The following is a 23136-nucleotide window of genomic DNA, read 5'->3' as shown; positions in this document are numbered from 1 at the left end:
TCAGCCCAGCGCCACCCGCGCGTCCGCCGGCGCCTCGCCGCCCACCAGCAGCCGCCCGCCGACCCGCGTGCACGGGAACAGCGCCACGTGGCCGCCGTCGGGCAGCGGCAGGCCGCCGTCGATCTCGTAGCGGGTGTTGGTGACCTTGCGGCGGGTGCCGTCGTCGGGGCCCTGCGGCGGCGCATCCGGGCGGACCACCGCGACGACCTCGGTGCAGCCCTCGGGCCAGGTCCAGCGCAGCCGGTCGCCGTCGACCGCCGCGCCGGACACCGGCGGCAGCACCACCCACGCGGCGCTGGGGCCCGCGACGGCCACCGGGCCGGTGCGGACGAGGAGGACGTACTCGGTGACCGGCGCCGAGGGCCGGGCGTCCACCGCGAGCCCCGGGCCCATCGCCGGCACGAGCGCGCCGACGGCGTCGGGGTCGGCGACGGCGGTGCCGGGCGCGGGCGGGGACGCGCCGGCGGGCAGCCGGCGCACCTCCGCCGCGGGGACGTCGTGGACCAGCCGGAGCCGGCGGCCGTGGGGGAGGGCGGTGAGCGAGCCGGCGGGCGGCGCCTGGGTGGCCGGGGCCGGCTGCGGCGCGGGGGCCCGGGGCGGCGCGGGGGTCGGGCGGGGCGCGGGGGCCTCGCCCGTGGCCGCCTCCGCGGAGGTGACACCGAGCCGCGAGGCGACGACGACGTGACCGGTGACCGGGCCGTAGCCGCCGTCCTCGAGCGACGTGCCGGTCGTCGTCCCGACCACCTGGCGGCCGCCGTCGGGCCGCACCCGCAGCACCCGGTACTCGACCGGGCCGGCCGACGCCGAGGCCGTCCAGCGCACGTCGCGGGCGCCGCCCGGCGCGGGGACGGCGTGCACGCCGGTGGGCGGGGCGACCGGGAGCGCGGCCAGCTCGGCGCGGGCTGCCGGGTGGTCGGCGACGGCGTCGAGGGCAGCCAGCAGCGCGTCCTCCCGGTCGCGGCCGGTGCAGGGCGGGGCGAGGACGGCGTCGGCCAGCGCCAGCGCCTCCCGCGACCGGCGGAGCAGCTCGGCGGCGTCCTCCCCGCCCGGCCCGGGGACGTCGGCGGCGCTGGCGACGAGCTGCTCGAGCGCGGTCGCGGCGGCGGCGTGCCGCCGGGCCGCCAGCGCGGGCCCGACCGTGCGCCAGGCGGCCTCGGCCCGGGCGGCGGCCTCGGCTGCCTCGTCACGCACGGCCCGGATCGGCGGCAGCAGCTCGCCCGCGGCGGACAGCGCGGCGTCGACGTGCCGGCGGGCGGCGACGGGCCGCCCGTCCCGCAGCGCGGCGCGGGCGGCGGACACCTCGGCCTGCCAGTCGGGGCGGCCGGGCACGCGGGCCGGCGGGGGAGCGGGCACGTCCCCCATGGCGCCCGCCTCGCGGGCCAGGCCGGTGACCACGTCGGCCGCGCGCTGCGGGTCCAGGCCGGCGGCCTGCGCCTCCTGCAGGAGCAGGTACGCGTCGGCGGGGGTGAGCCGGTCCTCCACGAGCACCGCGGACGCGACGCGCGGGCGCAGCGCCGCGCGGACGTCGTCGGCCAGGGCGTCGAGGTAGACGGCGGGGTCGCCGTCGACCAGCAGCGTGCCGGCGGCGGCGAGCAGGTCGTCGACGAGGGCGCGGCGCCGGTCGGGGCGGCGCTGCCGGTTGACCACGAGCAGGGCGTCGCGGCGCCGGCGGACCGTCTCGCGGTCGGCGGTCGGCGGCAGCTCCAGCAGCGCGTGCAGGCTGGGCACCCGGGCGCCCTCGATCCGCCCGAGCTCCTCGAGGCCGTCGCGGACCTGCCGCAGCACCACGGCGGCGTCGGCCGGCGCTGCGGGTGTCGCCGGGGCCTCGGCGCCGAGCACCCGGTGCCCGCGCAGCCGCGCCTCGAAGGCGGCGTCGTCGAGCCCGGCCGCGGCGGCCATCCCGCGCAGGCCGGCCACCTTGTCGGCCGGCACCCCGCCGAAGCGCTCGGTCAGCCGCTGCAGGGCGGCGTCGAGCTCGGCGTACCGGGCGGCGTCGCGGCGGGCCCGCTCGGCGCGGGTCTGCCCGGCCAGCCACTGCCGCCCGCCGGCGGTGCGCAGCTGCGCGGCGAGGGCGTCGTGCGAGGTGAGCAGCGCGGTGACCAGGCCGCGGTACTTGGGGTGGTCGCGCTGCTTCTGCCAGAACGCCCAGACGGCGTCGACCTGCCGGGCGACGTCGTCGTCGGTGAGCTGCCCGGCGGCGTCGAGGGGGAGGTCGTAGACCTCGAACGGGTCGGTGGCGTCGGCGCCGCCGCGGGCCTCGATGGCGGCGAGGACCCGCTTGCGGTAGCCGTTCCCGTCGAAGGGAGGGAGCACGCGTCAGTCCTGCCGGCGGCGGACCCGGCCCACCTGCGCCCGCTCGCGGGCGACATCGGCCTGGCTGAGCGCGGCGCCGGTCTCCACGCGCACGGTGAGCGGCCGGTCGGCGAGGCCCTCGTGCAGGGCGGTGAGCTCGAGGATCCCGTCGAAGCCCATCCGCAGCACCACCTGGATCTCCGTGCCGGCCGGGTACCCGGGCGGGATGTCCTCGATGGAGGCCTCGGCGAGCAGCTTGGCGTCCTCCGGCCGCGGCGACTCCGCGCCGCCGCCCTGCTCGACCACCCGGATGGTGACCACCCGCTGGTCGTCGTGGACGGTGCCGAACGAGCGGCGGACGGCGATGGGCAGCCGGTCGTTGCGGTGCACGAGGAAGACGGTGGCCGGCTCGCCGAAGCGGTCGAGCGCCAGCACGCCGAAGCCGCGGGAGACGGTGTTGAGCACCTGGATCTCCACCGTGCGCCGGACCTGCGCCGCGGTGAGCCCGACGGCGTCGCCGAGGCGGGCACAGGCGGCGTCGACGTCGGCGTCGGCCGCGTACTCCAGCGGCGTGCCGGGGCCGAGCGCGCCGCGGGTGACCAGGTCGGCAGTGAGCAGCCGCTCGAGCTGCTTCTTGCGGCCGTAGACGGCGGCGCCCTTGGCGACGGCGAGGTCGGGGTCGTGCACCTCGGCCGGCACGCCGAGCTCGGCGGTGAGCCGGGCGGCGACGGCGGGCATGCGGGTGGAGCCGCCGACGAGCAGTACCCGGTCGATGCGGTCGACCCCGCGGGCGCGGGCGGCGGCGACGGCGGCGCGGGTGAGCTCCATGGTGCGGTCGAGCAGGCTGGCGGTGAGCCGCTCGAACTCGGCGCGGCTGACCGGCACGTCGGCGCGCCGCCCGTCGTGCTCGACCGGGACGACGACGCTCTCGCGGGTGCTGAGCTCGCGCTTGGCCCGCTCGGCGGCCAGCACGAGGGCCTGCCCGCCGGCGCTGTCGTCGAGCGGGTCCTCGGCGTCGGGGTGCGCGGCGAGGAAGGCGCGGGAGAGGTGGACGGCGAGCTTCTCGTCCCAGTCGGCGCCGCCGAGCTCGTGGTCGCCGTCGGTGGCGACGACGGCCAGCCGCCGGTCGGCCAGCTCCACCACCGCGACGTCGACGGTGCCGCCGCCGAGGTCGTAGACGAGCGCGACCTCCTCGAGGTGGTCGGCGGGGCCGGCGCCGTCGAGGCGGGCGAAACCGTAGGCCAGCGCGGCCGCCGTCGGCTCGTTGATGACGTCGAGGACGGTGAGCCCGGCGTACTCGCCGGCCAGCCGGGTGGCGCGCCGCTCCTCGTCGCCGAAGTAGGCCGGGACGGTGATGACGACGTCCTGGACCGGGGCGGCCGCGCCGAACGCCGTCTCGCTGACCAGGGCCTTGAGCACGAGGCTGCTGACCGCCGGCGCCGACCAGGACCGGCCGTGGCTGACGAAGCGCCAGGAGCTGTCGCCCATCCGCCGCTTGACCAGCGTGCAGACGTCGTCGGGTTGGGCGCGGGCCAGCACGCGGGCGCGCTCGCCGGTGACGTAGTCGTCGGGGCCGACGAACAGGACGACGCTGGGGAGGGTGCGGTCGCCGTCGAGGAGGGGGACGACCTCCGCGACGCCGTCGTCGCCCACCTGGGCCAGACAGCTGTAGGTCGTGCCGAGGTCGATGCCGGAGACGGTGGGCGAGGGCAGGCGGGCACCGCGGGGCACGGTCCGGAGGATAGTGCCGACCCCTAGGGTCGCAGGGGACGTGTCCGCCGCTCAGAGCGCGGGTCCGCCCGGTCGGGCGACCTGCGGGGAGGCCTCCCTTGGTCGACTACACGAAGCGCCCGAAGGCGCAGCCGCCGCAGCCGGAGACCCCTCCGGCGCCGCCGCAGCCGCCGCCGCACCAGCCCCCGCCGGCCCAGCCGCCGTACGGGGGGCAGCCCCCGTACCCGCCGCAGGGCCAGCCGCCCTACGGCCAGCCGCCGCAGGCGCCGCCGCCCGGCTACGGGCCGCCGCAGGGCCACCCACAGGGCGGCTACCCGCCGCCGCAGGGCTACCCGCCGCCCCAGGGGTACCCGCCGCCCCAGGGGTACCCGCCGCCGCAGGACCCGTACGGCCAGCAGCAGGGGTACCCGCCTCAGCAGCAGCAGCAGCCGGCGCAGCAGGGCGGCGTCAACATGAACAAGGTGTCGCTGACGAAGTCGGCGCCGTCGGTCTCGCTGACCAAGACGGCCGGCACCACCGGCATCCTCCGGGTCAACCTCAACTGGAACTCCCGGCCCGGTGGCGGCGGGGGCGGCGGCTTCCTCAAGCGCCTGGCCTCGGCGGCCGGCGGCGGGGCGATCGACCTCGACCTCGGCTGCCTCTACGAGTACGCCGACGGCTCGAAGGGCGTCATCCAGGCCCTCGGCAACGCCTTCCGCGGGCAGCACACGATGGGCAACGGCGAGTCGATCGTCTGGCTCGACGGCGACGACCGCTCCGGCTCCAACAGCGGCGGCGAGAACCTGCTGGTCAACCTGCAGCACACGCAGCTGATCCGCCGGGTGCTCGTCTTCGCGCTCATCTACGAGGGCGTGCCGAACTGGGGTCAGGCCGACGCCGTCGTCACGATGTTCCCGGCCAACGGGCCGCAGATCGAGGTGCGCCTCGACGAGCACGACCCGCGCGCCCGCATCTGCGCGATCGCGATGCTGGAGAACCGGGGCGGGGAGCTCGTCGTCAACCGCGAGGTGCGCTACGTGCACGGCGGCCAGGACGTGCTCGACCGCACCTACGGCTGGGGCATGGACTGGACGCCCGGCCGCAAGTGAGCCGCTGAGCTCCCTCTCCGGGAGCCGTTCCCGTCCTCCGGGGGTCCCGCGGGACCCCCGGAGGACGAGGAACGCCCCAGCGGCGGCCGCGGCTCACCAGCCGCGGGCGCGCCACTCCGGGAGCGACGGGCGCTCGGCGCCCAGCGTCGTGTCCTTACCGTGCCCCGGGTAGACCCACGTGTCGTCGGGCAGGACGGCGAACAGCCGCTGCTCGACGTCGTCGACGAGGCTGGCGAACCGCTCCGGGTCCTGCTGGGTGTTGCCGACGCCGCCCGGGAACAGGCTGTCGCCGGTGAACACGTGCGTGCCGGCGTCCCCGCCGCGCCAGACCAGCGCGATGCTGCCCGGCGTGTGCCCGCGCAGGTGCACCACCTCGAGCACCTGCTCGCCGACCTCCACGGTGTCGCCGTGCGCGACCGTCCGGTCGACGGCCACCGGCAGGTCGCCCGCGTCGGCGGCGTGCGCCACCGTCGTCGCCCCGGTGGCGGCGACGACGTCGGGCAGCGCGCGGTGGTGGTCCCAGTGCCCGTGGGTGGTGACGACGGTGCGCAGGTCGGCGTCGCCGATCAGCGCGCGCAGCACGTCGGGCTCGGCGGCCGCGTCGACGAGCAGCGCCTGGCCCGTCGCGGCGTCCTGCAGGAGATAGGCGTTGTTGGCCATCTCGCTCACCGCGACCTTGCTGATCGTGAGCCCGGGCAGCTCCCGCCGGTCGGCCGGGCCGCCCACCTCGACGTCGCCGGTGTAGGTCATCGGGCCTCCGTTCGAGAACTGTCGCCGCCCGCGGTTACGGTCGCCGTCATGGACGCTAGCGGAGGTCCGGGCGGCGCCCGGGTCGTCGGCCTGCCCGCCACCGTTCTCGCCGCGCGGGTGCGCGCGGGGGAGCTGTCCGCCGTCGACGTGGTGCGCGCGCACCTGGCCCACATCGGCGACGTCGAGCCGCGGGTCGGCGCCTTCCGCGTGGTCCGCGCCGAGGCCGCGCTCGCCGAGGCGGCCGAGGTCGACGCCCGGCCCGACCGCGAGTCGCTCCCGCTCGCCGGCGTCCCGGTCGCGGTGAAGGACAACGTCGGCGTCGCGGGGGAGACGGTCACCGACGGCTGCGCCGCGGCCACCCCGGTCGGCACCGACCACGAGGTCGTCGCCCGGCTGCGCGCCGCCGGCGCCGTCGTCGTCGGCATCACCCGGGTGCCCGAGCTGTGTCTCTACGCGGCCACCGACGGGCCGGGCACGGTCACGCGCAACCCCTGGGACACCGCGCTGTCCCCGGCGGGCAGCTCCGGCGGCAGCGCCGCCGCGGTCGCCGCCGGCATGGTGCCGCTCGCGCACGGCAACGACGGCATGGGGTCGCTGCGGCTGCCCGCCGCCGCCTGCGGCCTGGTCACCCTCAAGCCCGGCCGCGGCGTGCTGCCCGGCGGCATCGGCGCCGACGACTGGTCGGGGATGGCCGTCAACGGCGTGCTCGCCACCACCGTCGACGACGTCGCGCTCGGCACCGCCGTGCTGGCGGGGGAGGACGCGGGGCTCGACTGGTCGGCGTCGCCCGACCCGGGCCGCCCGCTGCGGGTCGCCGTCGGCCGCCGCTCCCCGGTCCCGGGCGCCCGCCCCGACGCCGCGGCCCGCGGCGCGGTCGAGCGCACGGCCCGGCTGCTGCGCGGCGCCGGGCACGTCGTCGTCGAGCGGGACCCGGTGGTCCCGCCGGACGCCGCCATCGGCGGGATCGCCCGCTGGCTGGCCGGCGCGGAGGACGACGCCGCGTTCCTCGGCCTGGACCGGACGGCGCTGCAGCCGCGCAGCCGCACCCACGCCCGGCTCGGCCGGCTGGTCCGGCGGGCCGGGCTGGTCCGCCCGGCCACGGCCGAGCGCTTCCGCGAGCGGACGGCGGCGTTCTTCGCGGACGACGACCTCGACGTGCTGCTGACGCCGATCACCAACGGCCCGCCGCTGCCCGCGCGGCCCTGGCACGAGCGCGGCTTCCTGGCCAACGTCACCGCCAACGCGCGGTGGGCGCCCTGGGCCTCGCCGTGGAACCTGGCGGGGGTCCCGGCGGTCGTGGTCCCGGTCGGCACGCGGCCGGAGGGGACGCCGCTGGCGGTCCAGCTCGTGGGTCCCCCGGGCAGCGAGACGCGACTACTCTGGCTGGCCGGGGAGCTGGAACGCCGGCAGCCCTGGCGCCGTCACGCGCCGGTCTTCGACCCCGCCGGCGCACCGGCCCCCGCTCCCGCCTGAGCTGCTGTTCCCGGCGGCAACGTCGCCACCGTCACGGATTGCGCACGGGCGGACACGGCGTTGCCCGTATCGACATCTCGACACCACCCCGCAGGGCCCGGCGAGACCGGCCGGCCCGGCTGACCGACAGGGATCACATTGGACCGTCTCGTCGTCCGCGGCGCCCGTGAGCACAACCTCAAGGACGTCCATCTCGACCTGCCCCGCGACGCCCTGATCGTCTTCACCGGGCTGTCGGGGTCGGGCAAGTCGAGCCTGGCGTTCGACACCATCTTCGCCGAGGGCCAGCGGCGCTACGTCGAGTCGCTGTCGGCCTACGCCCGCCAGTTCCTCGGCCAGATGGACAAGCCCGACGTCGACTTCATCGAGGGCCTCTCGCCCGCGGTGTCGATCGACCAGAAGTCGACCAACCGCAACCCGCGGTCGACCGTCGGCACCATCACCGAGGTCTACGACTACCTGCGGCTGCTCTACGCGCGCGCCGGCCAGCCGCACTGTCCCAACTGCGGCAAGCCGATCGCCCGCCAGACGCCGCAGCAGATCGTCGACCAGGTGCTCTCGATGGAGGAGGGCACCCGCTTCCAGGTGCTCGCCCCGGTCGTGCGCGCGCGCAAGGGCGAGTACGTCGACCTGTTCAGCTCGCTGCAGACGCAGGGCTTCTCCCGCGTCCGGGTCGACGGCACCATGCACCCGCTGACCGAGCCGCCGAAGCTCAAGAAGCAGGAGAAGCACACGATCGAGGTGATCGTCGACCGGCTGACGGTCAAGGAGAGCGCCAAGCGCCGGCTCACCGACTCGGTGGAGACCGCGCTCGGGCTCGCCGGTGGCCTCGTCGTCCTCGACTTCGTCGACCTCCCCGAGGACGACCCGGTGCGGGAGCGCACGTTCTCCGAGCACCTCGCCTGCGTCGACGACGGCCTGTCCTTCGAGGCGCTCGAGCCGCGCAGCTTCTCCTTCAACTCGCCGTTCGGCGCCTGCCCCGAGTGCACCGGCATCGGCACCCGCAAGGAGGTCGACCCCGACCTCGTCGTGCCCGACCCGGAGAAGAGCCTGGCGCAGGGTGCCGTCGCCCCGTGGGCCGGCTCCATGAGCAACGAGTACTTCCAGCGGCTGCTGTCCGGGCTGGCCGACCAGCTCGGCTTCTCCATGGACACCCCGTGGGAGAAGCTGCCGGCCAAGGTCCAGAAGGCCGTCCTGCACGGCTCCCCGGACCAGGTGCACGTGCGCTACAAGAACCGCTACGGCCGCGAGCGCAGCTACTACGCGGCGTTCGAGGGCGTGCTGCCCTTCCTCGAGCGGCGGCACGAGGACACCGACAGCGACTTCATGCGGGACAAGTACGAGGGCTACATGCGCGACGTGCCCTGTCCCGTCTGCCACGGCACCCGGCTCAAGCCGGAGATCCTCGCCGTCAAGCTCAACAGCCGCTCGATCGCCGAGGTCACCGGCCTGTCCATCGGCGAGGCCGCGGACTGGCTGGGCGCCCTCGAGCTCGGCGAGCGCGAGCGGGCCATCGCCGACCGCGTGCTCAAGGAGATCCAGGCGCGGCTGTCGTTCCTGGTCGACGTCGGCCTGGACTACCTGTCCCTCGACCGCCCGGCCGCGACGCTCGCCGGTGGCGAGGCGCAGCGGATCCGGCTGGCCACCCAGATCGGGTCGGGCCTGGTGGGCGTCCTGTACGTCCTCGACGAGCCCTCGATCGGGCTGCACCAGCGCGACAACACCCGCCTGATCGAGACGCTGGTCCGGCTGCGCGACATGGGCAACACGCTGATCGTCGTCGAGCACGACGAGGACACGATCAAGACCGCCGACTGGGTGGTCGACATCGGCCCGGGCGCCGGCGAGCACGGCGGCGAGGTGATCGTCAGCGGCACCGTCGACGAGCTGCTGGCCAGCGAGCGCTCGCTGACCGGGCAGTACCTGTCGGGCCGGATGGAGATCACCGTGCCGAAGGTGCGGCGGCAGCCGCAGCCGGGGCGCGAGCTGGTGGTCAAGGGCGCCCGCGAGCACAACCTCAAGGGCGTCGACGTGACGTTCCCGCTCGGCATGCTCGTCGGCGTCACCGGGGTGTCCGGGTCGGGCAAGTCCAGCCTGGTCAACGACATCCTCTACACGGTGCTGGCCAACCAGCTCAACCGCGCGCGGATGGTGCCCGGCCGGCACCGCACGGTCACCGGCCTGGAGCACCTGGACAAGGTCGTGCACGTCGACCAGTCGCCGATCGGCCGCACCCCGCGGTCCAACCCGGCCACGTACACCGGCGTGTGGGACCAGGTGCGCAAGCTGTTCGCGCAGACGTCGGAGGCGAAGATCCGCGGCTACCAGCCCGGGCGCTTCTCCTTCAACGTCAAGGGCGGGCGCTGCGAGGCGTGCTCCGGCGACGGCACCCTGAAGATCGAGATGAACTTCCTGCCGGACGTCTACGTCCCGTGCGAGGTGTGCAAGGGCGCCCGGTTCAACCGGGAGACGCTCGAGGTGCACTACAAGGGCAAGACGGTCGCCGAGGTCCTCGACATGCCGATCGAGGAGGCCGCGGACTTCTTCGCGGCGATCCCGGGCATCGCGCGGTACCTGCGCACGCTGACCGATGTCGGCCTGGGCTACGTGCGGCTCGGCCAGCCGGCCACGACGCTGTCCGGCGGCGAGGCGCAGCGCGTCAAGCTGGCCAGCGAGCTGCAGAAGCGGTCCAACGGCCGCAGCGTGTACGTGCTCGACGAGCCGACCACCGGCCTGCACTTCGAGGACATCCGCAAGCTGCTGATGGTGCTGCAGGGCCTGGTCGACAAGGGCAACTCGGTGATCGTCATCGAGCACAACCTCGACGTCATCAAGAGTGCCGACTGGCTGATCGACATGGGCCCCGAGGGCGGGTTCCGCGGCGGCACGGTGGTGGCCGAGGGGCCGCCGGAGTTCGTGGCGTCGATCCCGGAGTCGCACACCGGCCGGTACCTGGTGCCGCTGCTCGACCCGGCGGCGGTCGAGGCGGCCGCGGCCGGGCCGAAGAAGCGGGCCACGCGCAAGCGCGCCAGCTGACCGGGACCCCGGGGATGCGCATCGGCGAGGTGCGGGTCGACGCCGTCGCGGACGGGACGTTCGTCGCCCGCCCGAGCTACTTCGGCGCCGACGTGCCGGCCGGTGCGCACCCCGAGGTGTTCGACCGCGACGGCGCCGCGTGGCTGCCGATCGGCTGCTTCGTGGTGCGCTCCGGCGACCGGGTCGTCCTGGTCGACGCCGGACTCGGCCCGGAGGTGCAGCAGCTGCCCGACCGGATGCTGCTCGCCGGCGGACAGCTGCCCACCGGCCTGCGCGCGCTCGGCGTGCACCCCGACGACGTCACCGACGTGGTGGTCACGCACCTGCACGCCGACCACGTGGGCTGGCTGTTCGGGCTCGACGCCGAGCCGGTCTTCGGCGGCGCGACCGTGTGGTTCGGTGCCGGCGACCGGGCGCACTTCGTCGACGGCCCGGGGGAGATGGCCGGGCACGTCCGCGACGGGTTCCGCCGGTGGGCCGGGACGTCGCGGCTCCGCGAGCTGTCGGAGGACGTCGCCGTCGCTCCGGGGATCGACGCCGTCCTGACGCCCGGGCACACGCCGGGGCACCTGTCCGTCGCCGTGACCGCCGGTGACGAGCGGCTGCTGCTCCTCGGCGACGCCATCACCTGCCCGGTGCAGCTCGCCGAGCCGCAGTGGCGCTCGATGGGCGACGTGGACGCCGCGCTCGCCGACCGCACCCGGCGCCGGCTGTGGCAGGCGCTGGCCGGCCCGCGGACGCTCGGCGTGGGCGCGCACTTCCCGCGGCTCGCGGAGGGCCGCGTCGATCCGGACCGGCGGTGGGCGCAGGCGGGCTGACGTCCCGCCGGGTCAGCGTCTCCGGCGGCCGATGACCACCCCGCCGGCCACGGCACCGGCGACGGCGACCGCCCCGACGCCGGGCAGCAGCCAGCCGGGGGTGCTGCCGTCCTCGGCTGCCTCGTCGGCCGCCTGCCCGGCCGCCTCCGTCCGCTCGACGGTGCGCGTGGCCGCGCTCGGCTCGGCGCTCCCGGGAGCCGGCGTGGTGCTGGCCGGGGCCGGCGCCGGGGTGGGCGAGGGCGTCACCGCGACCGGTGGCGCGTGCTCGAAGGCGAAGGTTCCGTCGAGGGCGTGGCCGTCGTCGGACACGGCCGACCAGGTGACGGTGTGCCGCCCGGCCGCGGTGAGCGCGACCGGCGCGGTGAGGACGGCGCCGTGGTGGGCGACCGGTCCGGTGCCGACCGGGGAGCCGTCGGGCCCGGTGACGGTCACGTCGCCGCCGAGGACGCTCGCGCTGAAGGTCAGGGTGACCGCCTGCGGCCTGCTGGTGACGGTGCTGTCGGCGGCGGGGTCGGTGGTCCGCAGACCCGTGTGCGCGGAGGCGGTGCCGGGCGCGACCAGCAGCAGCCCGAGCCCGAGCAGCAGGACGGCGGCCAGCCGCGGGAGTGCGGGAGCGGGACGGGCGGCGAGCGGTGGCACGGGATCTCCAGGTCTGCAGGCGTCACGTCCTTGGTCGTCCGCGGCGCCCGTGGGGTTCCCGGCGGACCTCAGTAGGGCGGTGGCTCCGTGGTCGCGGTGAGGCCGCTGGGTGTGGTGACGGTGAGGGTGCCGTCGGGCTGCAGCGTGTGGGTCCAGCCGGGGGCCTGGTGCTTGCCGCGGTGGTGGCCGGTGCAGAAGCCGGTGAGGTTGGCGGCGGCGGTGGGTCCGGCCGGCCAGGGCGTGCCGTGGTCGAGCTCGCCCCGCTGGGGCACGGGTCGGCGGCAGCCGGGGAAGCGGCAGCGGCGGTCGCGGGCGCGGACGTGCCGGTCGAGGGCGGCGCCGGGCCGGTAGCCGTCGGTTGCGGCGGGTGCGTGCAGGCCGGTGCCGGCGCGGGTGGCGCGGCGGAGGCCGGGGAGGTCGGTGAGGGTGAGCAGGGCGCCGGTGAGGGCGTGGGTGACGGCGATGCGGGGCCGGTCAGCGAGGCCGCCGCCGGCGGTGCGGCCGAGCAGGCCGGCCAGGTGCAGGCGGGCGTCGTCGGTCGCCGCCGTGAGCGCGGTGACCGCATCGGCCGCGGTGGTGACGCGCCCGGCCGGGTTGTCGGCCCAGGCGATCTCGTCGGCGGTGTCGGCGCGTTCGGCGGTGGCGACCAGGCGGCGGGCACGCCCGACCGCCTGCTCGGCGTCGAGCAGCGCGGCGCCGGCGTCGTTCACCGCAGCGTCGGCGCGGGCCCACCAGCCGTCGGGTTCGGGTGGGCCGGCGTTGTCGGGCGGCGGGTCTGGGTCGTCGTCGCTGTGATCGTCGGGATCGAGGTCGTCCCGGGGTGGTGCCCAGCCGGGCGGTGGCCAGGGCTCGTCGTCGTGGGCGGGGTCGAGGTCGGCGTAGAGCTCGCCGGTGGCGACGCGGCGTTCGATCTCGGCCCACCAGGCCGCGTCGGCCTCCAGTTCGGCGATGTGCTGGGCGATGGCGGCGTCGCTCAGGCCGCGCAGCGGGTCCTCGCCCTTGACGAGGCTGACGCCCTCGGCCGTGCCGGGACCCGCGGTGTCCTCGGCCGTGGCCTCCGCGGCGGAGGCCTCGGCTGAGGCGGGTTCCTCGGCGGCGGTGTCCTCGACGGCGGTGTCCTCGACGGCGGTGTCCTCGACGGCGGTGTCCTCGGCGGGTGCCGGGGCATCCTCGGTGGCGCTGTCCTCGGCCGCGGTGGCTTCGGAGGCGGTGACGCGGGCGCCGGTGAGGGCGGCGAGCAGGGCCCGGACCACCTCGGCGGGGACGACCTGGCCGTCGATCTCGCACGGCTGGTCCCCACCGAGCAGCGCGCCGACCGGAGCGACGACATTGAGGACCACCTGCACCGGTGACAGCCCGTTCTCGCCGGGCCGCAGCACCAGGTCGAGCAGGGCATCGGCCATCTTCTGGCCCCGCGTGCGGCCGTCGTCGGGCAGCGCATCGGCGTACGTGCCGAGCGCGGCCATGAGCGCCGCCGCCTCGGGCGTCGTGAGCAGGGCGGAGACGACCGCCATCCCGTCGCAGGAGTCCGGTCGGCACGAGAGGCCGCGCCGCGTGATGGCGCGGGCGAGGTCGTCGGCGGCGGAGCGGGCCTTGCGCTTGAGCACCTCGCGCCGCGCCTTGTCCCGCAGCTGCGCCGGCGTGCAGACGGTCCCCCGGCGGGCGGCCCACGCGAGCAGGTCCCGCTCCAGCGCGGCGCGGACCGTGTCGTCGGCGACGGGGGCGACGTGGTCGAGCAGCGCGGCCACGTGCCCGCCGTGGACGGTCCCGACCTCCAGCGCGTCCAGCGTCGCCGGTAGCCGGTGGACCAGGGTCAGCGACCGCACCAGCAGCGCCTCGGCGGCGGTCGACGTCAGCGACAGCGCCACGCACAGCTCCTGCGTCGCCCACTCGCTCACCGACCGCAGCAGCTCCGGCCGCGCCGCCCACCGCTCCGCCGACATCGCCCCGCGCGTGCCCTGCGGCCGGTCCACCGAGGACGGCCGCGAGAGCGCGAATGCCGCCACCGCCCGGTACCGCAGCGCCGACTGCCGCGACACCTCCTGATCACACGCCTGCACCAGCCCCAGCGGACCCCGCGCCCACCCCACCGGGGGCGCGGGCGCCACACCGGTCAGCACGTCGTCCACACCCGGGAACCTACGGGGCACCACTGACAGGAAACCGCAGGTCAGTGGCGGTGCATCGTCACCCGATCGGGTGACCGGACAGGGGGTCGCCCGGTCGGGTGGACCGTCAGGATCGCGTCAGCGGAGCCGCGGGACGGACGGATCCGGTGCACCCTGGGCACGTGACACCGGACCGAACAGCCATCGCGGCCGGCACCCGTCTCCTCTGCGGCCGGCCGCGGTCCTGCTGGCCCCGTCGGATGCACCCCGACGCCGCCGCGGACGCCCTGCACGCCGTCGAGGTGCACCGCAGCGCCGAGGAGCTCACCGGTGAGCCCGAGGTCGCGCTGTGCGGCGTCATCGTCGCCGTCCACGACGAGCCGTGGCCGCCGGACGCCGCCGAGCGGTGCCCGGAGTGCGACCGCCTCACGGGGTGAAGCGGTACCCCATCCCCGGCTCGGTGCGCAGGTAGCGCGGCGCGGACGGGTCCGGCTCGAGCTTGCGCCGCAGCTGGTTGAGGTAGACCCGCAGGTAGTGCGTCTCCCGCTCGTACGCCGGCCCCCACACCGACTGCAGCAGCTGCCGCTGGCCCACCAGCCGCCCGGGTGAGCGCACCAGCTCGGCGAGCAGCGCCCACTCGGTCGGCGTCAGCCGCACCGGGACGCCGTCCACGGTCACCTGCCGGGCCGCCAGGTCGACGGTGAAGTGCCCGGTGACGACGACCGGCTCGTCCGGGCCCGCGGAGCCGCGCCGCAGCAGCGCCCGCAGCCGGGCCAGCAGCTCGCCCATGTCGAAGGGTTTGGTCACGTAGTCGTCGGCGCCGGCGTCCAGGGCGCGGACCTTGTCGGTGCTGTCCGCCCGCGCCGAGAGCACCAGCACCGGCCCGGCGAACCACGGCCGCAGCCCGGCGAGCACCTCGGTGCCGTCGAGGTCGGGCAGCCCCAGGTCCAGCACGACGACGTCGGGGTGCGCCGACGCCGCCTCCCGCAGCGCCGCCGCGCCGTCGGAGGCGAGCACCACCTCGTACCCGGCCGCGCGCAGCGTGATCCGCAGGGCGCGGGCGAGCTGGGGGTCGTCGTCGACGACGAGCACCCGGCTCACGCGGGCACCGGGGACGGCACGGCCGCCGCCGGCAGCGACACCACCATCGTCAGCCCGCCGCCCGGGGTGTCCTCGGCGACCAGCGTGCCGCCCATCGCCTCGGTCAGGCCCCGCGCGACGGCGAGGCCGAGACCCACGCCCTGCCCGCGCGGGGAGTCGCCGAGCCGCTGGAACGGCGCGAACACCCGCTCCCGGTCGGCCGCCGGGACGCCGGGCCCGCGGTCGGCGACGCGCAGCTCCACCCGGTCGCCGAGCGCGTCGGCGCGCACGGTCACCGGCCCGGTGGGGGCGTGGCGCACCGCGTTGCCGGCCAGGTTGGCCACCACCCGCTCGAGCAGCCCCGGGTCGGCGAGCGCGGGCGGCAGGTCGGCCGGCCACCCGCACGTCACCCGCGAGCGGTCCTCCAGCTCGTCCAGCGCCCGGGCGACGACGGCGGGCAGGTCGGTCGGCGCGAGCGCGGGGCTGACCACGCCGGCCTGGAGGCGGCTCATGTCGAGCAGGTCGTCGACGAGCGCGGTCAGCCGGTCGGCCGACTCGTCCACCGTCTCCACCAGCTCCGCGCGGTCGTCGTCGGTGAGCGCGAGCCCGCTGCGCAGCGCCGAGGACGCCGCCTTGATCCCGGCCAGCGGCGTGCGCAGGTCGTGGCTCACCGCGGTCAGGAGCGCGCGCCGCATCCCGTCGCCGGCGGCCAGCCGGTCGGCCTCGGCCGCCTGCGCGGCGAGCCGGCCCTGCTGCAGCGCCACCGCCGCCTGCTCGGCGACGGCGACCAGCAGCCGCCGGTCGGCCGCGGGCAGCACCCGCCCGCACCAGCGCAGCACCAGCCCGTCGGTCACGGCGACCTCGTCGACGGCGGTCCCCTCCGGCCGGCCGCACGTGCCCACGACCGAGCCGCGCTCGACCATCGTCACCGACGCCAGCCCGAAGCCCTCGCGGATCCGCTCCAGCAGGGAGGGCAGGCCGCCGTCGCCCTCCAGCACCGCCCGGGACAGCGACGCGAGCATCGCCGTCTCCGCGCGGGAGCGCGCCGCCGCCGTGGCCCGCCGGGCCGAGCGGTCGACCACCGTGGCCACCGCGACCGCCACGACGAGGCCGCCGCCGAGCGCCAGCACGTCGTCCGGGCTCGTCACGGTCAGCCGGCCGGTGGGGGAGACGAAGAACCAGTTCTCCGCGAGCCCGCCGAGCACCGCCGCGACGAGGGCCGGCCACAGCCCGCCGACCAGCGCCACCGCGAGCACGAGCAGCAGGAAGGCGAGCAGCACCAGCGGCAGCGACACCGCGCTCCCGGCGGCCAGGCACAGCGCGGTCAGCACCGGCACGCCGGCGAGCGCCAGCGCCGCGCCGAGCCACCGGCGGCGCGCCGTCAGGGCGCCGGTCAGCGGCGGCAGCCGCCAGCCGCGGGACCCGGCGGCGGCGTGCGTCACGATGTGGACGTCGATGTCGCCGGCGTCGGTGACCACCGACCCGCCGATGCCGCGGCGCAGCGCCCGCGCCCACCGCGAGCGCCGCGAGGTGCCGACGACGAGCTGGGTGGCGTCGGCGCCGCGGGCGAACTCCAGCAGCGCTGCCGCGACGTCGTCGCCGACCACCTGGTGCCAGCTGCCGCCGAGGCTCTCGGTGAGCTCGCGCAGGCCGCGCAGCGCCGTCGGCGAGGCGCCGGTGAGCCCGTCGGTGGCGACGACGTGGACGGCGAGCAGCTCCCCGCCCGAGCGGCGGGCCACCCGCGCGGCCCGGCGCACCAGCGTCTCGCTCTCCGGCCCGCCGGTCAGCGCGACGACGACCCGCTCCCGGGCCTCCCACACGGCGTCGATGGCGTGCTCCGCGCGGTAGCGGCGCAGCCCCTCGTCGACCCGGTCGGCCAACCACAGCAGCGCCAGCTCGCGCAGCGCGGTCAGGTTGCCGACCCGGAAGTAGTTGCCGAGCGCCGCGTCGACCCGCTCGGCCGGGTAGACGTTGCCGTGCGCCATGCGCCGCCGCAGCGCCTCCGGCGACATGTCGACCAGCTCCACCTGGTCGGCGCGGCGCACCACCGCGTCGGGCACCGTCTCCTGCTGCACGACGCCGGTGATCGACGCGACGACGTCGGTGAGGCTCTCCAGGTGCTGCACGTTCACCGTGGTCAGCACGCTGACGCCGGCGGCCAGCAGCTCCTCGACGTCCTGCCAGCGCTTCTCGTGCCGCGAGCCGGGCGCGTTGGTGTGCGCCAGCTCGTCGACGACGACCACCTCGGGGCGGCGGGCGAGCACCGCGTCGACGTCGAGCTCCTCCAGCACGACGCCGCGGTGCGCCACCCGCCGGCGGGGGAGCACCTCCAGGCCCGCGAGCTGCTCGGCGGTGCGCGGCCGGCCGTGCGTCTCGACCAACCCGACGACGACGTCCGCGCCCCGCTCTGCCCGGCGGTGCGCCTCGCCGAGCACGGCGAAGGTCTTGCCCACGCCGGGCGCCGCGCCCAGGTAGACCCGCAACGTCCCGCGACTCACGGCGCCCATGATCACCCTCGACGGCGGGGGAGCGGCGCCGGCCGGCGTCAGGATCGCGTCAAGACCGCGACCCGGGACCCTGCGATGCTGCCCCGCGTGACCCGGGCGAGCGAGGACTCCAACCGGCGGATGCTGCGGGCGCGCGACGAGATGGACCGCTCCTACGCCGAGCCGCTCGACGTCCCGACGCTGGCCCGGATCGCGCACGTCACCGAGGCGCACTTCATCCGCACCTTCAAGGCCACCTTCGGCGAGACGCCCAACCGCTACCTGCAGCGCCGCCGCGTCGAGCGGGCGATGTTCCTGCTGCGCACCACCGACCGCAGCGTCACGGACGTCTGCATGGCCGTCGGGTTCGCCAGCCTCGGCACGTTCAGCCGGGTGTTCGCGGAGATCGTGGGCGAGCCGCCGAGCGTGTACCGGCGGCGCGGCCCGCTCGCGCCGGTGCCGAGCTGCTTCGGCATGCGCTGGCTGCGGCCGAGCGAGAGGACAGCAGTTCCGGAGAAGCCCGGCGACGACGCCCGCCCCTAGCGTCCTGCCCATGCTGACCTCCATCTCGATCACCTCCCTCTACGTCCTCGACCAGGACCAGGCGCTGGACTTCTACGTCGGCAAGCTCGGCTTCCAGGTGCAGACCGACCAGCAGTTCGGCCCGATGCGCTTCCTCACCGTCGCGCTGCCCGGCGACCCCGGCCACGCCGTCCTCCTCGAGCTGCCCGCCCCGCCGTCGATCAGCCCGGAGATCGCCGAGACCGTGCGCGACCTGGTCACCAAGGGCGCCGGCGGCGGGCACCTGTTCTTCACCACCGACGACGCGCACAAGACCCACGCCACGCTCAAGGAGCGGGGCGTCGACCTGCCGGAGGAGCCGGTCGTGCAGCCCTACGGCATCGACTTCGGCCTGCGCGACCCGTTCGGCAACTCCGTCCGCATCGCGCAGATGACGCCGCCGCCCGGCGCCTGAGGCCCGCCGGCCGGGCCCGTCAGGACGCCGTCAAGGTCCGCGGGCCCGGCCGTCAAGGAGCCGTCAACGAACGGCGGTCCCCCTCCGGCGCGCTCCTAGCGTCGCCGCCCGGTGCGGACGACGACGGGTCGCCCGCTCGGACCGGATCGGGGGATCGACGTCGTGGGCGACGTGCTCCACATCGCGCTGACACTGGCCGTCTTCGGCCTGCTGGCGCTCGCGCTGCGCGGACTGGAACGCCGGTGACCGGGGCCGGGGTCGAGGCCTGGGTCGGCCTGGCCGTGGCGGCCGGGCTGGTCCTCTACCTGCTGGCCGCCCTGCTCTTCCCGGAGCGGTTCTGATGGGCGGCACCGCGGCCGGCTGGCTGCAGGTGGCGCTCCTGGGCGCCGCGCTGGTGCTCGCGCACCGGCCGCTGGGCGACTGGATGGCCCGCGTCTTCACCAGCGAGACGCACGGGCGGGCCGAGCGGCTGGTGTACCGGGCGGTGGGCGTCGACCCCGCGGCCGAGCAGCGCTGGCCGGTGTACGCGCGCAGCGTGCTCGCGTTCTCCGCGGCCGGCGTCCTGCTCCTCTACGGCCTGCAGCGGGTGCAGCAGTGGCTGCCGCTGGACAACGGCATGGCCGCGGTGGAGCCGTCGTCGGCCTGGAACACCGCGGTCAGCTTCGTCACCAACACGAACTGGCAGGGCTACGCCGGCGAGTCGACCATGGGCTCCCTGGTCCAGATGGCCGGCCTGGCCGTGCAGAACTTCGTGTCCGCCGCCGTCGGCATCGCGGTCGCCGTCGCCCTGGTGCGCGGCTTCGCCCGCACCCGCACCGACCGGCTGGGCAACGCCTGGGTGGACGTCACCCGCGCCGTCGGCCGCCTGCTGCTGCCGCTGTCGGTCGTCGGCGCGCTCGTGCTCGTGCTCGGCGGCGTGGTGCAGGACCTCTCGGCGGGCAGCGAGGCGGTGACGCTGGCCGGTGCGACCCAGCACCTCCCGAGCGGGCCGGTGGCCTCGCAGGAGGTCATCAAGCAGCTCGGCACCAATGGCGGCGGCTTCTTCAACGCCAACTCCGCGCACCCCTTCGAGGGCCCGGCCGCCTGGACCTCGCTGTTCTCGGTCTTCCTCATGCTGGTGATCCCGTTCAGCCTGCCGCGCACCTTCGGCCGGATGGTCGGCGACCGGCGGCAGGGCCTGGCGATCGTCGGCGTCATGGCCGGGCTGGCCGCCGCCTCGCTGGCGCTGACCACCTGGGCGCAGGCCCGGGCCGGCGGCGCCGCGCTGCAGCTGGCCGGCGCGGCCGCCGAGGGCCAGGAGGTGCGCTTCGGCGGGCCGCTGTCGGCGCTCTTCGGCGCGGCCACCACGCTGACCTCCACCGGGGCGGTCACCTCGCTTCACGACTCCTGGACGCCGGCCGGCGGTGGGCTCGTGCTGTTCAACATGATGCTCGGGGAGATCGCGCCCGGAGGGGTCGGCTCCGGGCTCTACGGCATGCTCGTGCTCGCCATCGTCGCCGTGTTCGTCGCGGGCCTCATGGTCGGGCGCACGCCGGAGTACCTCGGCAAGAAGCTCGGCCGCCGCGAGATGACCCTCGCCTCGCTGTACATCCTCGCCACGCCTGCCGTCGTGCTGGTGGGCACCGCGGTCGCGCTCGCCACCGACACCGGTCGTGGCTCGCTGCTCGACGAGGGTCCGCACGGCCTGTCCGAGGCGCTCTACGCCTTCACCTCCGCCGGCAACAACAACGGCTCCGCCTTCGCGGGCCTGTCGGCGAACACGCCCTTCTACAACACGGCGCTGGGCCTCGCGATGGCGTTCGGGCGCTTCCTGCCGATCCTGCTCGTCCTCGCCCTGGCCGGCCGCCTCGCCGCCCAGGGCCGGACCCCGGTCACCGCCGGGACGCTGCCGACGCACGAGCCGCTGTTCGTGGGCCTGCTCGCCGTCACCGTGCTCGTGGTCGTCGGGCTCACCTACTTCCCCGCCCTGTCCCTGGGGCCGTTCGCCGAAGGACTGTCATGACCACCGCACTGGACCGCGCGCCGGTCCGCACCCCCGGGCCGCGCGCGCCGCGGCGCTCCCGGATCGAGTGGGGGCCCGCCCTGGCCGGGGCGGTGCGCAAGCTGGACCCGCGGGCGCTGGTCCGCCAGCCCGTCGTCTTCGTCGTCTGGGTCGGCTCGGTGTTCTCCACCGTGCTGGCCGTCCTCGACCCCTCGGTGTTCGGCTGGCTGGTCACCGTCTGGCTGTGGCTCACGGTGCTGTTCGCCAACACCGCCGAGGCGGTCGCCGAGGGGCGCGGCAAGGCCCAGGCGGCCACGCTGCGCAAGGCCCGCACCACGACCGTCGCGCACCTCCTCGACGGCACGGAGGTGGCCGCGGCCGACCTGCGCCCGGGCGTGCGCGTGGTCGTCACCGCCGGGCAGGTCGTCCCCGGTGACGGCGACGTCGTCGAGGGGATCGCCAGCGTCGACGAGTCGGCCGTCACCGGCGAGTCCGCGCCGGTCATCCGCGAGTCCGGCGGCGACCGCTCGGCGGTCACCGGCGGCACCACGGTGCTGTCGGACCGGATCGTCGTGGAGATCACCAGCCGGCCGGGGGAGACCTTCGTCGACCGGATGATCGCCCTGGTCGAGGGCGCGCAGCGGCAGCGGACGCCGAACGAGATCGCGCTGGACATCCTGCTCAGCGCCCTGACGATCGCCTTCCTGCTCGCCGTCGTCACCCTGCAGCCGCTGGCGCTGTACAGCGGGGCCGGGCAGTCGGTGACCGTGCTCATCGCGCTCGTCGTCTGCCTGATCCCCACGACGATCGGGGCGCTGCTGTCGGCCATCGGCATCGCCGGGATGGACCGGCTGGTGCAGCGCAACGTGCTCGCGACGAGCGGGCGCGCGGTCGAGGCCGCCGGCGACGTGGACACCCTGCTGCTCGACAAGACCGGCACCATCACCTTCGGCAACCGGCAGGCGGCGGAGTTCGTCCCGGCCGCCGGCGTGACCGAGGAGGAGATGGCCGACGCCGCGCAGCTCGCCTCGCTGGCCGACGAGACCCCCGAGGGGCGCAGCGTCGTCGTCCTGGCCAAGACGCGGTACGGGCTGCGCGGCCGCGACGACCTCCCGGGCGCGGTGTTCGTGCCGTTCACCGCGCAGACCCGGATGAGCGGCGTGGACCTGCCCGACGGCCGGCAGCTGCGCAAGGGCGCGGCCGGCGCGGTGACGGCGTGGGTGCGCGCGCTCGGCGGCGTCGTGCCGCCCGGGGTCGGCGAGGTCGTCGACGGCGTCTCCGCCTCGGGCGGCACCCCGCTCGTCCTGGCCGAGGACGGCCCCGGCGGCGCCCGCGTCCTCGGCGTCGTCCACCTCAAGGACGTCGTCAAGGACGGCATGCGCGAGCGGTTCGCCGAGCTGCGCCGCATGGGGATCCGCACGGTGATGATCACCGGCGACAACGAGCGGACCGCCCGGGCGATCGCCGCGGAGGCCGGCATCGACGACGTCCTCGCCGAGGCCACCCCCGAGGACAAGCTGGCCCTGATCAGGCGGGAGCAGGAGGGCGGCCGGCTGGTCGCCATGACCGGCGACGGCACCAACGACGCCCCCGCGCTCGCCCAGGCCGACGTCGGCGTCGCGATGAACACCGGGACGACCGCGGCCAAGGAGGCCGGCAACATGGTCGACCTCGACTCCGACCCGACGAAGCTCATCGAGATCGTCGCGATCGGCAAGCAGCTGCTCGTCACCCGCGGATCGCTGACCACCTTCTCCATCGCTAACGACCTGGCGAAGTACTTCGCGATCGTCCCGGCGATGTTCGCGGGCGCCTTCCCGGGCCTCGACGCCCTCAACGTGATGCGGCTGGCCTCGCCGGAGTCGGCGATCCTCTCCGCCGTCGTGTTCAACGCGCTGGTGATCGTGGCGCTGGTGCCGCTGGCGCTGCGCGGCGTCCGGTACCGGCCGGCCTCGGCCGAGGCGGTCCTGCGCCGCAACCTGCTGGTCTACGGCGTCGGCGGCGTGGTCGCGCCCTTCGCCGGGATCAAGCTCGTCGACCTGCTCGTCTCCCTCGTCCCCGGGATCGCCTGATGTCCCCCCGCGTGCTCCTCGCCGCCGTCCGTGCCCTGCTCGTCGCCACCGTCGTCCTCGGCCTGGCCTACCCCCTGCTGGTCACCGGGATCGCCCAGCTGGTCGCCCCCGGCCGCGCCGGCGGCTCCCTCGTGACCGTCGACGGCGAGGTCGTCGGCTCCGCGCTCGTCGGCCAGGCGACCACCGACGCCGACGGCGACCCGCTGCCGCAGTACTTCCAGGCCCGCCCGTCGGTCTCCGGGTACGACGGCGCCGCCTCCGGCGGGTCCAACCTCGGCCCGAACGCGCCCGAGCTCGTCGCGCTGGTGCAGGAGCGGCGCGCCGCGGTGGCCGCGCTCGAGGGCGTCGACCCGGCCGACGTGCCGCCCGACGCACTGACCGCCTCCGCCTCCGGCCTCGACCCCGACATCTCGCCGGCGTACGCCGCGATCCAGGTGCGGCGGGTGGCCGAGGCCCGCGGCGTCCCGGCGGAGGAGGTGCAGGCGCTGGTCGAGGCCGCCACCGCCGGGCGCGACCTCGGCTTCATCGGGGCGCCGCACGTCCGGGTCCTGCAGCTCAACCTCGCGTTGGACCGGGAGTTCGGCCGGGTCTAGCGTCCGGTGTGAC

At 76.2% G+C, this 23136-nt stretch carries 19 protein-coding genes; 12 read left to right on the top strand and 7 right to left on the bottom strand.

The features are described 5' to 3' along the window. Positions 1–2313, bottom strand: coding sequence for a hypothetical protein (locus BUE37_RS11675; RefSeq protein WP_073420303.1), 2313 nt, complete (start codon positions 2311–2313; stop codon positions 1–3). Between the two features lie 3 nt (positions 2314–2316). Beyond that, positions 2317–4023, bottom strand: coding sequence for an Hsp70 family protein (locus BUE37_RS11670; RefSeq protein ID WP_217651215.1), 1707 nt, complete (start codon positions 4021–4023; stop codon positions 2317–2319). Between the two features lie 98 nt (positions 4024–4121). Between BUE37_RS11670 and BUE37_RS11665 the strand changes: the two genes are divergently transcribed. Next, positions 4122–5111, top strand: a complete 990-nt coding sequence (locus BUE37_RS11665; RefSeq protein ID WP_175562851.1) for a TerD family protein — start codon at positions 4122–4124, stop codon at positions 5109–5111. A 93-nt stretch (positions 5112–5204) separates the two neighbouring features. Here the strand turns inward: BUE37_RS11665 and BUE37_RS11660 are convergent, their stop codons facing one another. Continuing rightward, complete coding sequence (locus BUE37_RS11660) at positions 5205–5861, bottom strand: MBL fold metallo-hydrolase (protein WP_073420777.1); 657 nt, start codon at positions 5859–5861, stop codon at positions 5205–5207. Positions 5862–5909: 48 nt separating this feature from the next. Here BUE37_RS11660 and BUE37_RS11655 point away from each other — a divergent pair, with 48 nt between their 5' ends. From BUE37_RS11655 to BUE37_RS11645, 3 genes are all read left to right on the top strand, one after another. Beyond that, positions 5910–7334, top strand: coding sequence for an amidase (locus tag BUE37_RS11655; RefSeq protein ID WP_073420302.1), 1425 nt, complete (start codon positions 5910–5912; stop codon positions 7332–7334). Between the two features lie 138 nt (positions 7335–7472). Next, the gene (gene uvrA / locus BUE37_RS11650; RefSeq protein WP_073420301.1) at positions 7473–10370 is read left to right on the top strand and encodes an excinuclease ABC subunit UvrA; all 2898 of its coding nucleotides are present in this window, start codon (positions 7473–7475) and stop codon (positions 10368–10370) included. Between the two features lie 14 nt (positions 10371–10384). Then, the gene (locus tag BUE37_RS11645; protein ID WP_073420300.1) at positions 10385–11188 is read left to right on the top strand and encodes an MBL fold metallo-hydrolase; all 804 of its coding nucleotides are present in this window, start codon (positions 10385–10387) and stop codon (positions 11186–11188) included. A 12-nt stretch (positions 11189–11200) separates the two neighbouring features. Here BUE37_RS11645 and BUE37_RS11640 read toward each other — a convergent pair whose 3' ends face one another. Further along, positions 11201–11827 (bottom strand): copper resistance CopC family protein, encoded by a 627-nt coding sequence (locus BUE37_RS11640; RefSeq protein ID WP_073420299.1) that lies wholly within the window; start codon positions 11825–11827, stop codon positions 11201–11203. A 68-nt stretch (positions 11828–11895) separates the two neighbouring features. Continuing rightward, complete coding sequence (locus BUE37_RS24830) at positions 11896–13956, bottom strand: HNH endonuclease signature motif containing protein (protein ID WP_073420298.1); 2061 nt, start codon at positions 13954–13956, stop codon at positions 11896–11898. Between the two features lie 239 nt (positions 13957–14195). On the opposite strand from BUE37_RS24830, the gene BUE37_RS23830 reads away from it, so the two are divergent. After that, positions 14196–14372 (top strand): hypothetical protein, encoded by a 177-nt coding sequence (locus BUE37_RS23830; RefSeq protein WP_175562850.1) that lies wholly within the window; start codon positions 14196–14198, stop codon positions 14370–14372. Here the strand turns inward: BUE37_RS23830 and BUE37_RS11630 are convergent. Both BUE37_RS11630 and BUE37_RS11625 read right to left on the bottom strand, forming a co-directional pair. Next, positions 14362–15036 (bottom strand): response regulator, encoded by a 675-nt coding sequence (locus tag BUE37_RS11630; RefSeq protein WP_073420297.1) that lies wholly within the window; start codon positions 15034–15036, stop codon positions 14362–14364. The two genes, BUE37_RS23830 and BUE37_RS11630, sit on opposite strands and share 11 nt — an antisense overlap. Continuing rightward, positions 15033–17522, bottom strand: coding sequence for a sensor histidine kinase (locus BUE37_RS11625; protein ID WP_073420296.1), 2490 nt, complete (start codon positions 17520–17522; stop codon positions 15033–15035). The genes BUE37_RS11630 and BUE37_RS11625 overlap by 4 nt, the downstream gene beginning before the upstream one ends. An 87-nt stretch (positions 17523–17609) precedes the next feature. Between BUE37_RS11625 and BUE37_RS11620 the strand changes: the two genes are divergently transcribed. The 7 genes from BUE37_RS11620 (at position 17610) to kdpC (ending at position 23123) form a co-directional block, all read left to right on the top strand. Next, positions 17610–18044, top strand: coding sequence for a helix-turn-helix domain-containing protein (locus tag BUE37_RS11620; protein ID WP_073420776.1), 435 nt, complete (start codon positions 17610–17612; stop codon positions 18042–18044). A 10-nt stretch (positions 18045–18054) separates the two neighbouring features. Further along, positions 18055–18477, top strand: a complete 423-nt coding sequence (locus tag BUE37_RS11615) for a VOC family protein (RefSeq protein WP_073420295.1) — start codon at positions 18055–18057, stop codon at positions 18475–18477. A gap of 111 nt (positions 18478–18588) precedes the next feature. After that, entirely contained in the window at positions 18589–18723 is a 135-nt protein-coding gene (locus BUE37_RS24825) for a hypothetical protein (protein ID WP_281248080.1), read from the top strand. Next, positions 18720–18818 carry a K(+)-transporting ATPase subunit F gene (kdpF, locus tag BUE37_RS23825; RefSeq protein ID WP_073420294.1) on the top strand — a complete coding sequence of 33 codons (99 nt, stop codon included), beginning with the start codon at positions 18720–18722 and terminating at the stop codon, positions 18816–18818. The genes BUE37_RS24825 and kdpF overlap by 4 nt, the downstream gene beginning before the upstream one ends. After that, a complete protein-coding gene (gene kdpA, locus BUE37_RS11605; protein WP_073420293.1) occupies positions 18818–20479 on the top strand; it encodes a potassium-transporting ATPase subunit KdpA in 1662 nt (553 codons plus the stop codon). The genes kdpF and kdpA overlap by 1 nt, the downstream gene beginning before the upstream one ends. After that, positions 20476–22530: a potassium-transporting ATPase subunit KdpB gene (gene kdpB, locus BUE37_RS11600; RefSeq protein ID WP_073420292.1), complete on the top strand. Its 2055-nt coding sequence runs from the start codon at positions 20476–20478 to the stop codon at positions 22528–22530. Before kdpA ends, kdpB begins: the two co-directional genes overlap by 4 nt. Next, positions 22530–23123, top strand: a complete 594-nt coding sequence (gene kdpC, locus BUE37_RS11595; RefSeq protein WP_073420291.1) for a potassium-transporting ATPase subunit KdpC — start codon at positions 22530–22532, stop codon at positions 23121–23123. Before kdpB ends, kdpC begins: the two co-directional genes overlap by 1 nt. Positions 23124–23136 lie beyond the last annotated feature (13 nt).

The organism is Geodermatophilus nigrescens, assembly GCF_900129495.1.
GTDB classification, from domain to species: domain Bacteria; phylum Actinomycetota; class Actinomycetes; order Mycobacteriales; family Geodermatophilaceae; genus Geodermatophilus; species Geodermatophilus nigrescens.
This window is presented reverse-complemented; position numbering and strand designations above follow the sequence as displayed.

Coding starts and splice junctions, on each gene's coding strand:
- kdpC (WP_073420291.1), top strand. CDS start 22,530: ATGTCCCCCCGCGTGCTCCTCGCCGCCGTCCGTGCCCTGCTCGTCGCC.
- BUE37_RS11625 (WP_073420296.1), bottom strand. CDS start 17,522: ATGGGCGCCGTGAGTCGCGGGACGTTGCGGGTCTACCTGGGCGCGGCG.
- BUE37_RS23830 (WP_175562850.1), top strand. CDS start 14,196: ATGCACCCCGACGCCGCCGCGGACGCCCTGCACGCCGTCGAGGTGCAC.
- kdpA (WP_073420293.1), top strand. CDS start 18,818: ATGGGCGGCACCGCGGCCGGCTGGCTGCAGGTGGCGCTCCTGGGCGCC.
- BUE37_RS11615 (WP_073420295.1), top strand. CDS start 18,055: ATGCTGACCTCCATCTCGATCACCTCCCTCTACGTCCTCGACCAGGAC.
- BUE37_RS11655 (WP_073420302.1), top strand. CDS start 5,910: ATGGACGCTAGCGGAGGTCCGGGCGGCGCCCGGGTCGTCGGCCTGCCC.
- kdpB (WP_073420292.1), top strand. CDS start 20,476: ATGACCACCGCACTGGACCGCGCGCCGGTCCGCACCCCCGGGCCGCGC.
- BUE37_RS11645 (WP_073420300.1), top strand. CDS start 10,385: ATGCGCATCGGCGAGGTGCGGGTCGACGCCGTCGCGGACGGGACGTTC.
- BUE37_RS11660 (WP_073420777.1), bottom strand. CDS start 5,861: ATGACCTACACCGGCGACGTCGAGGTGGGCGGCCCGGCCGACCGGCGG.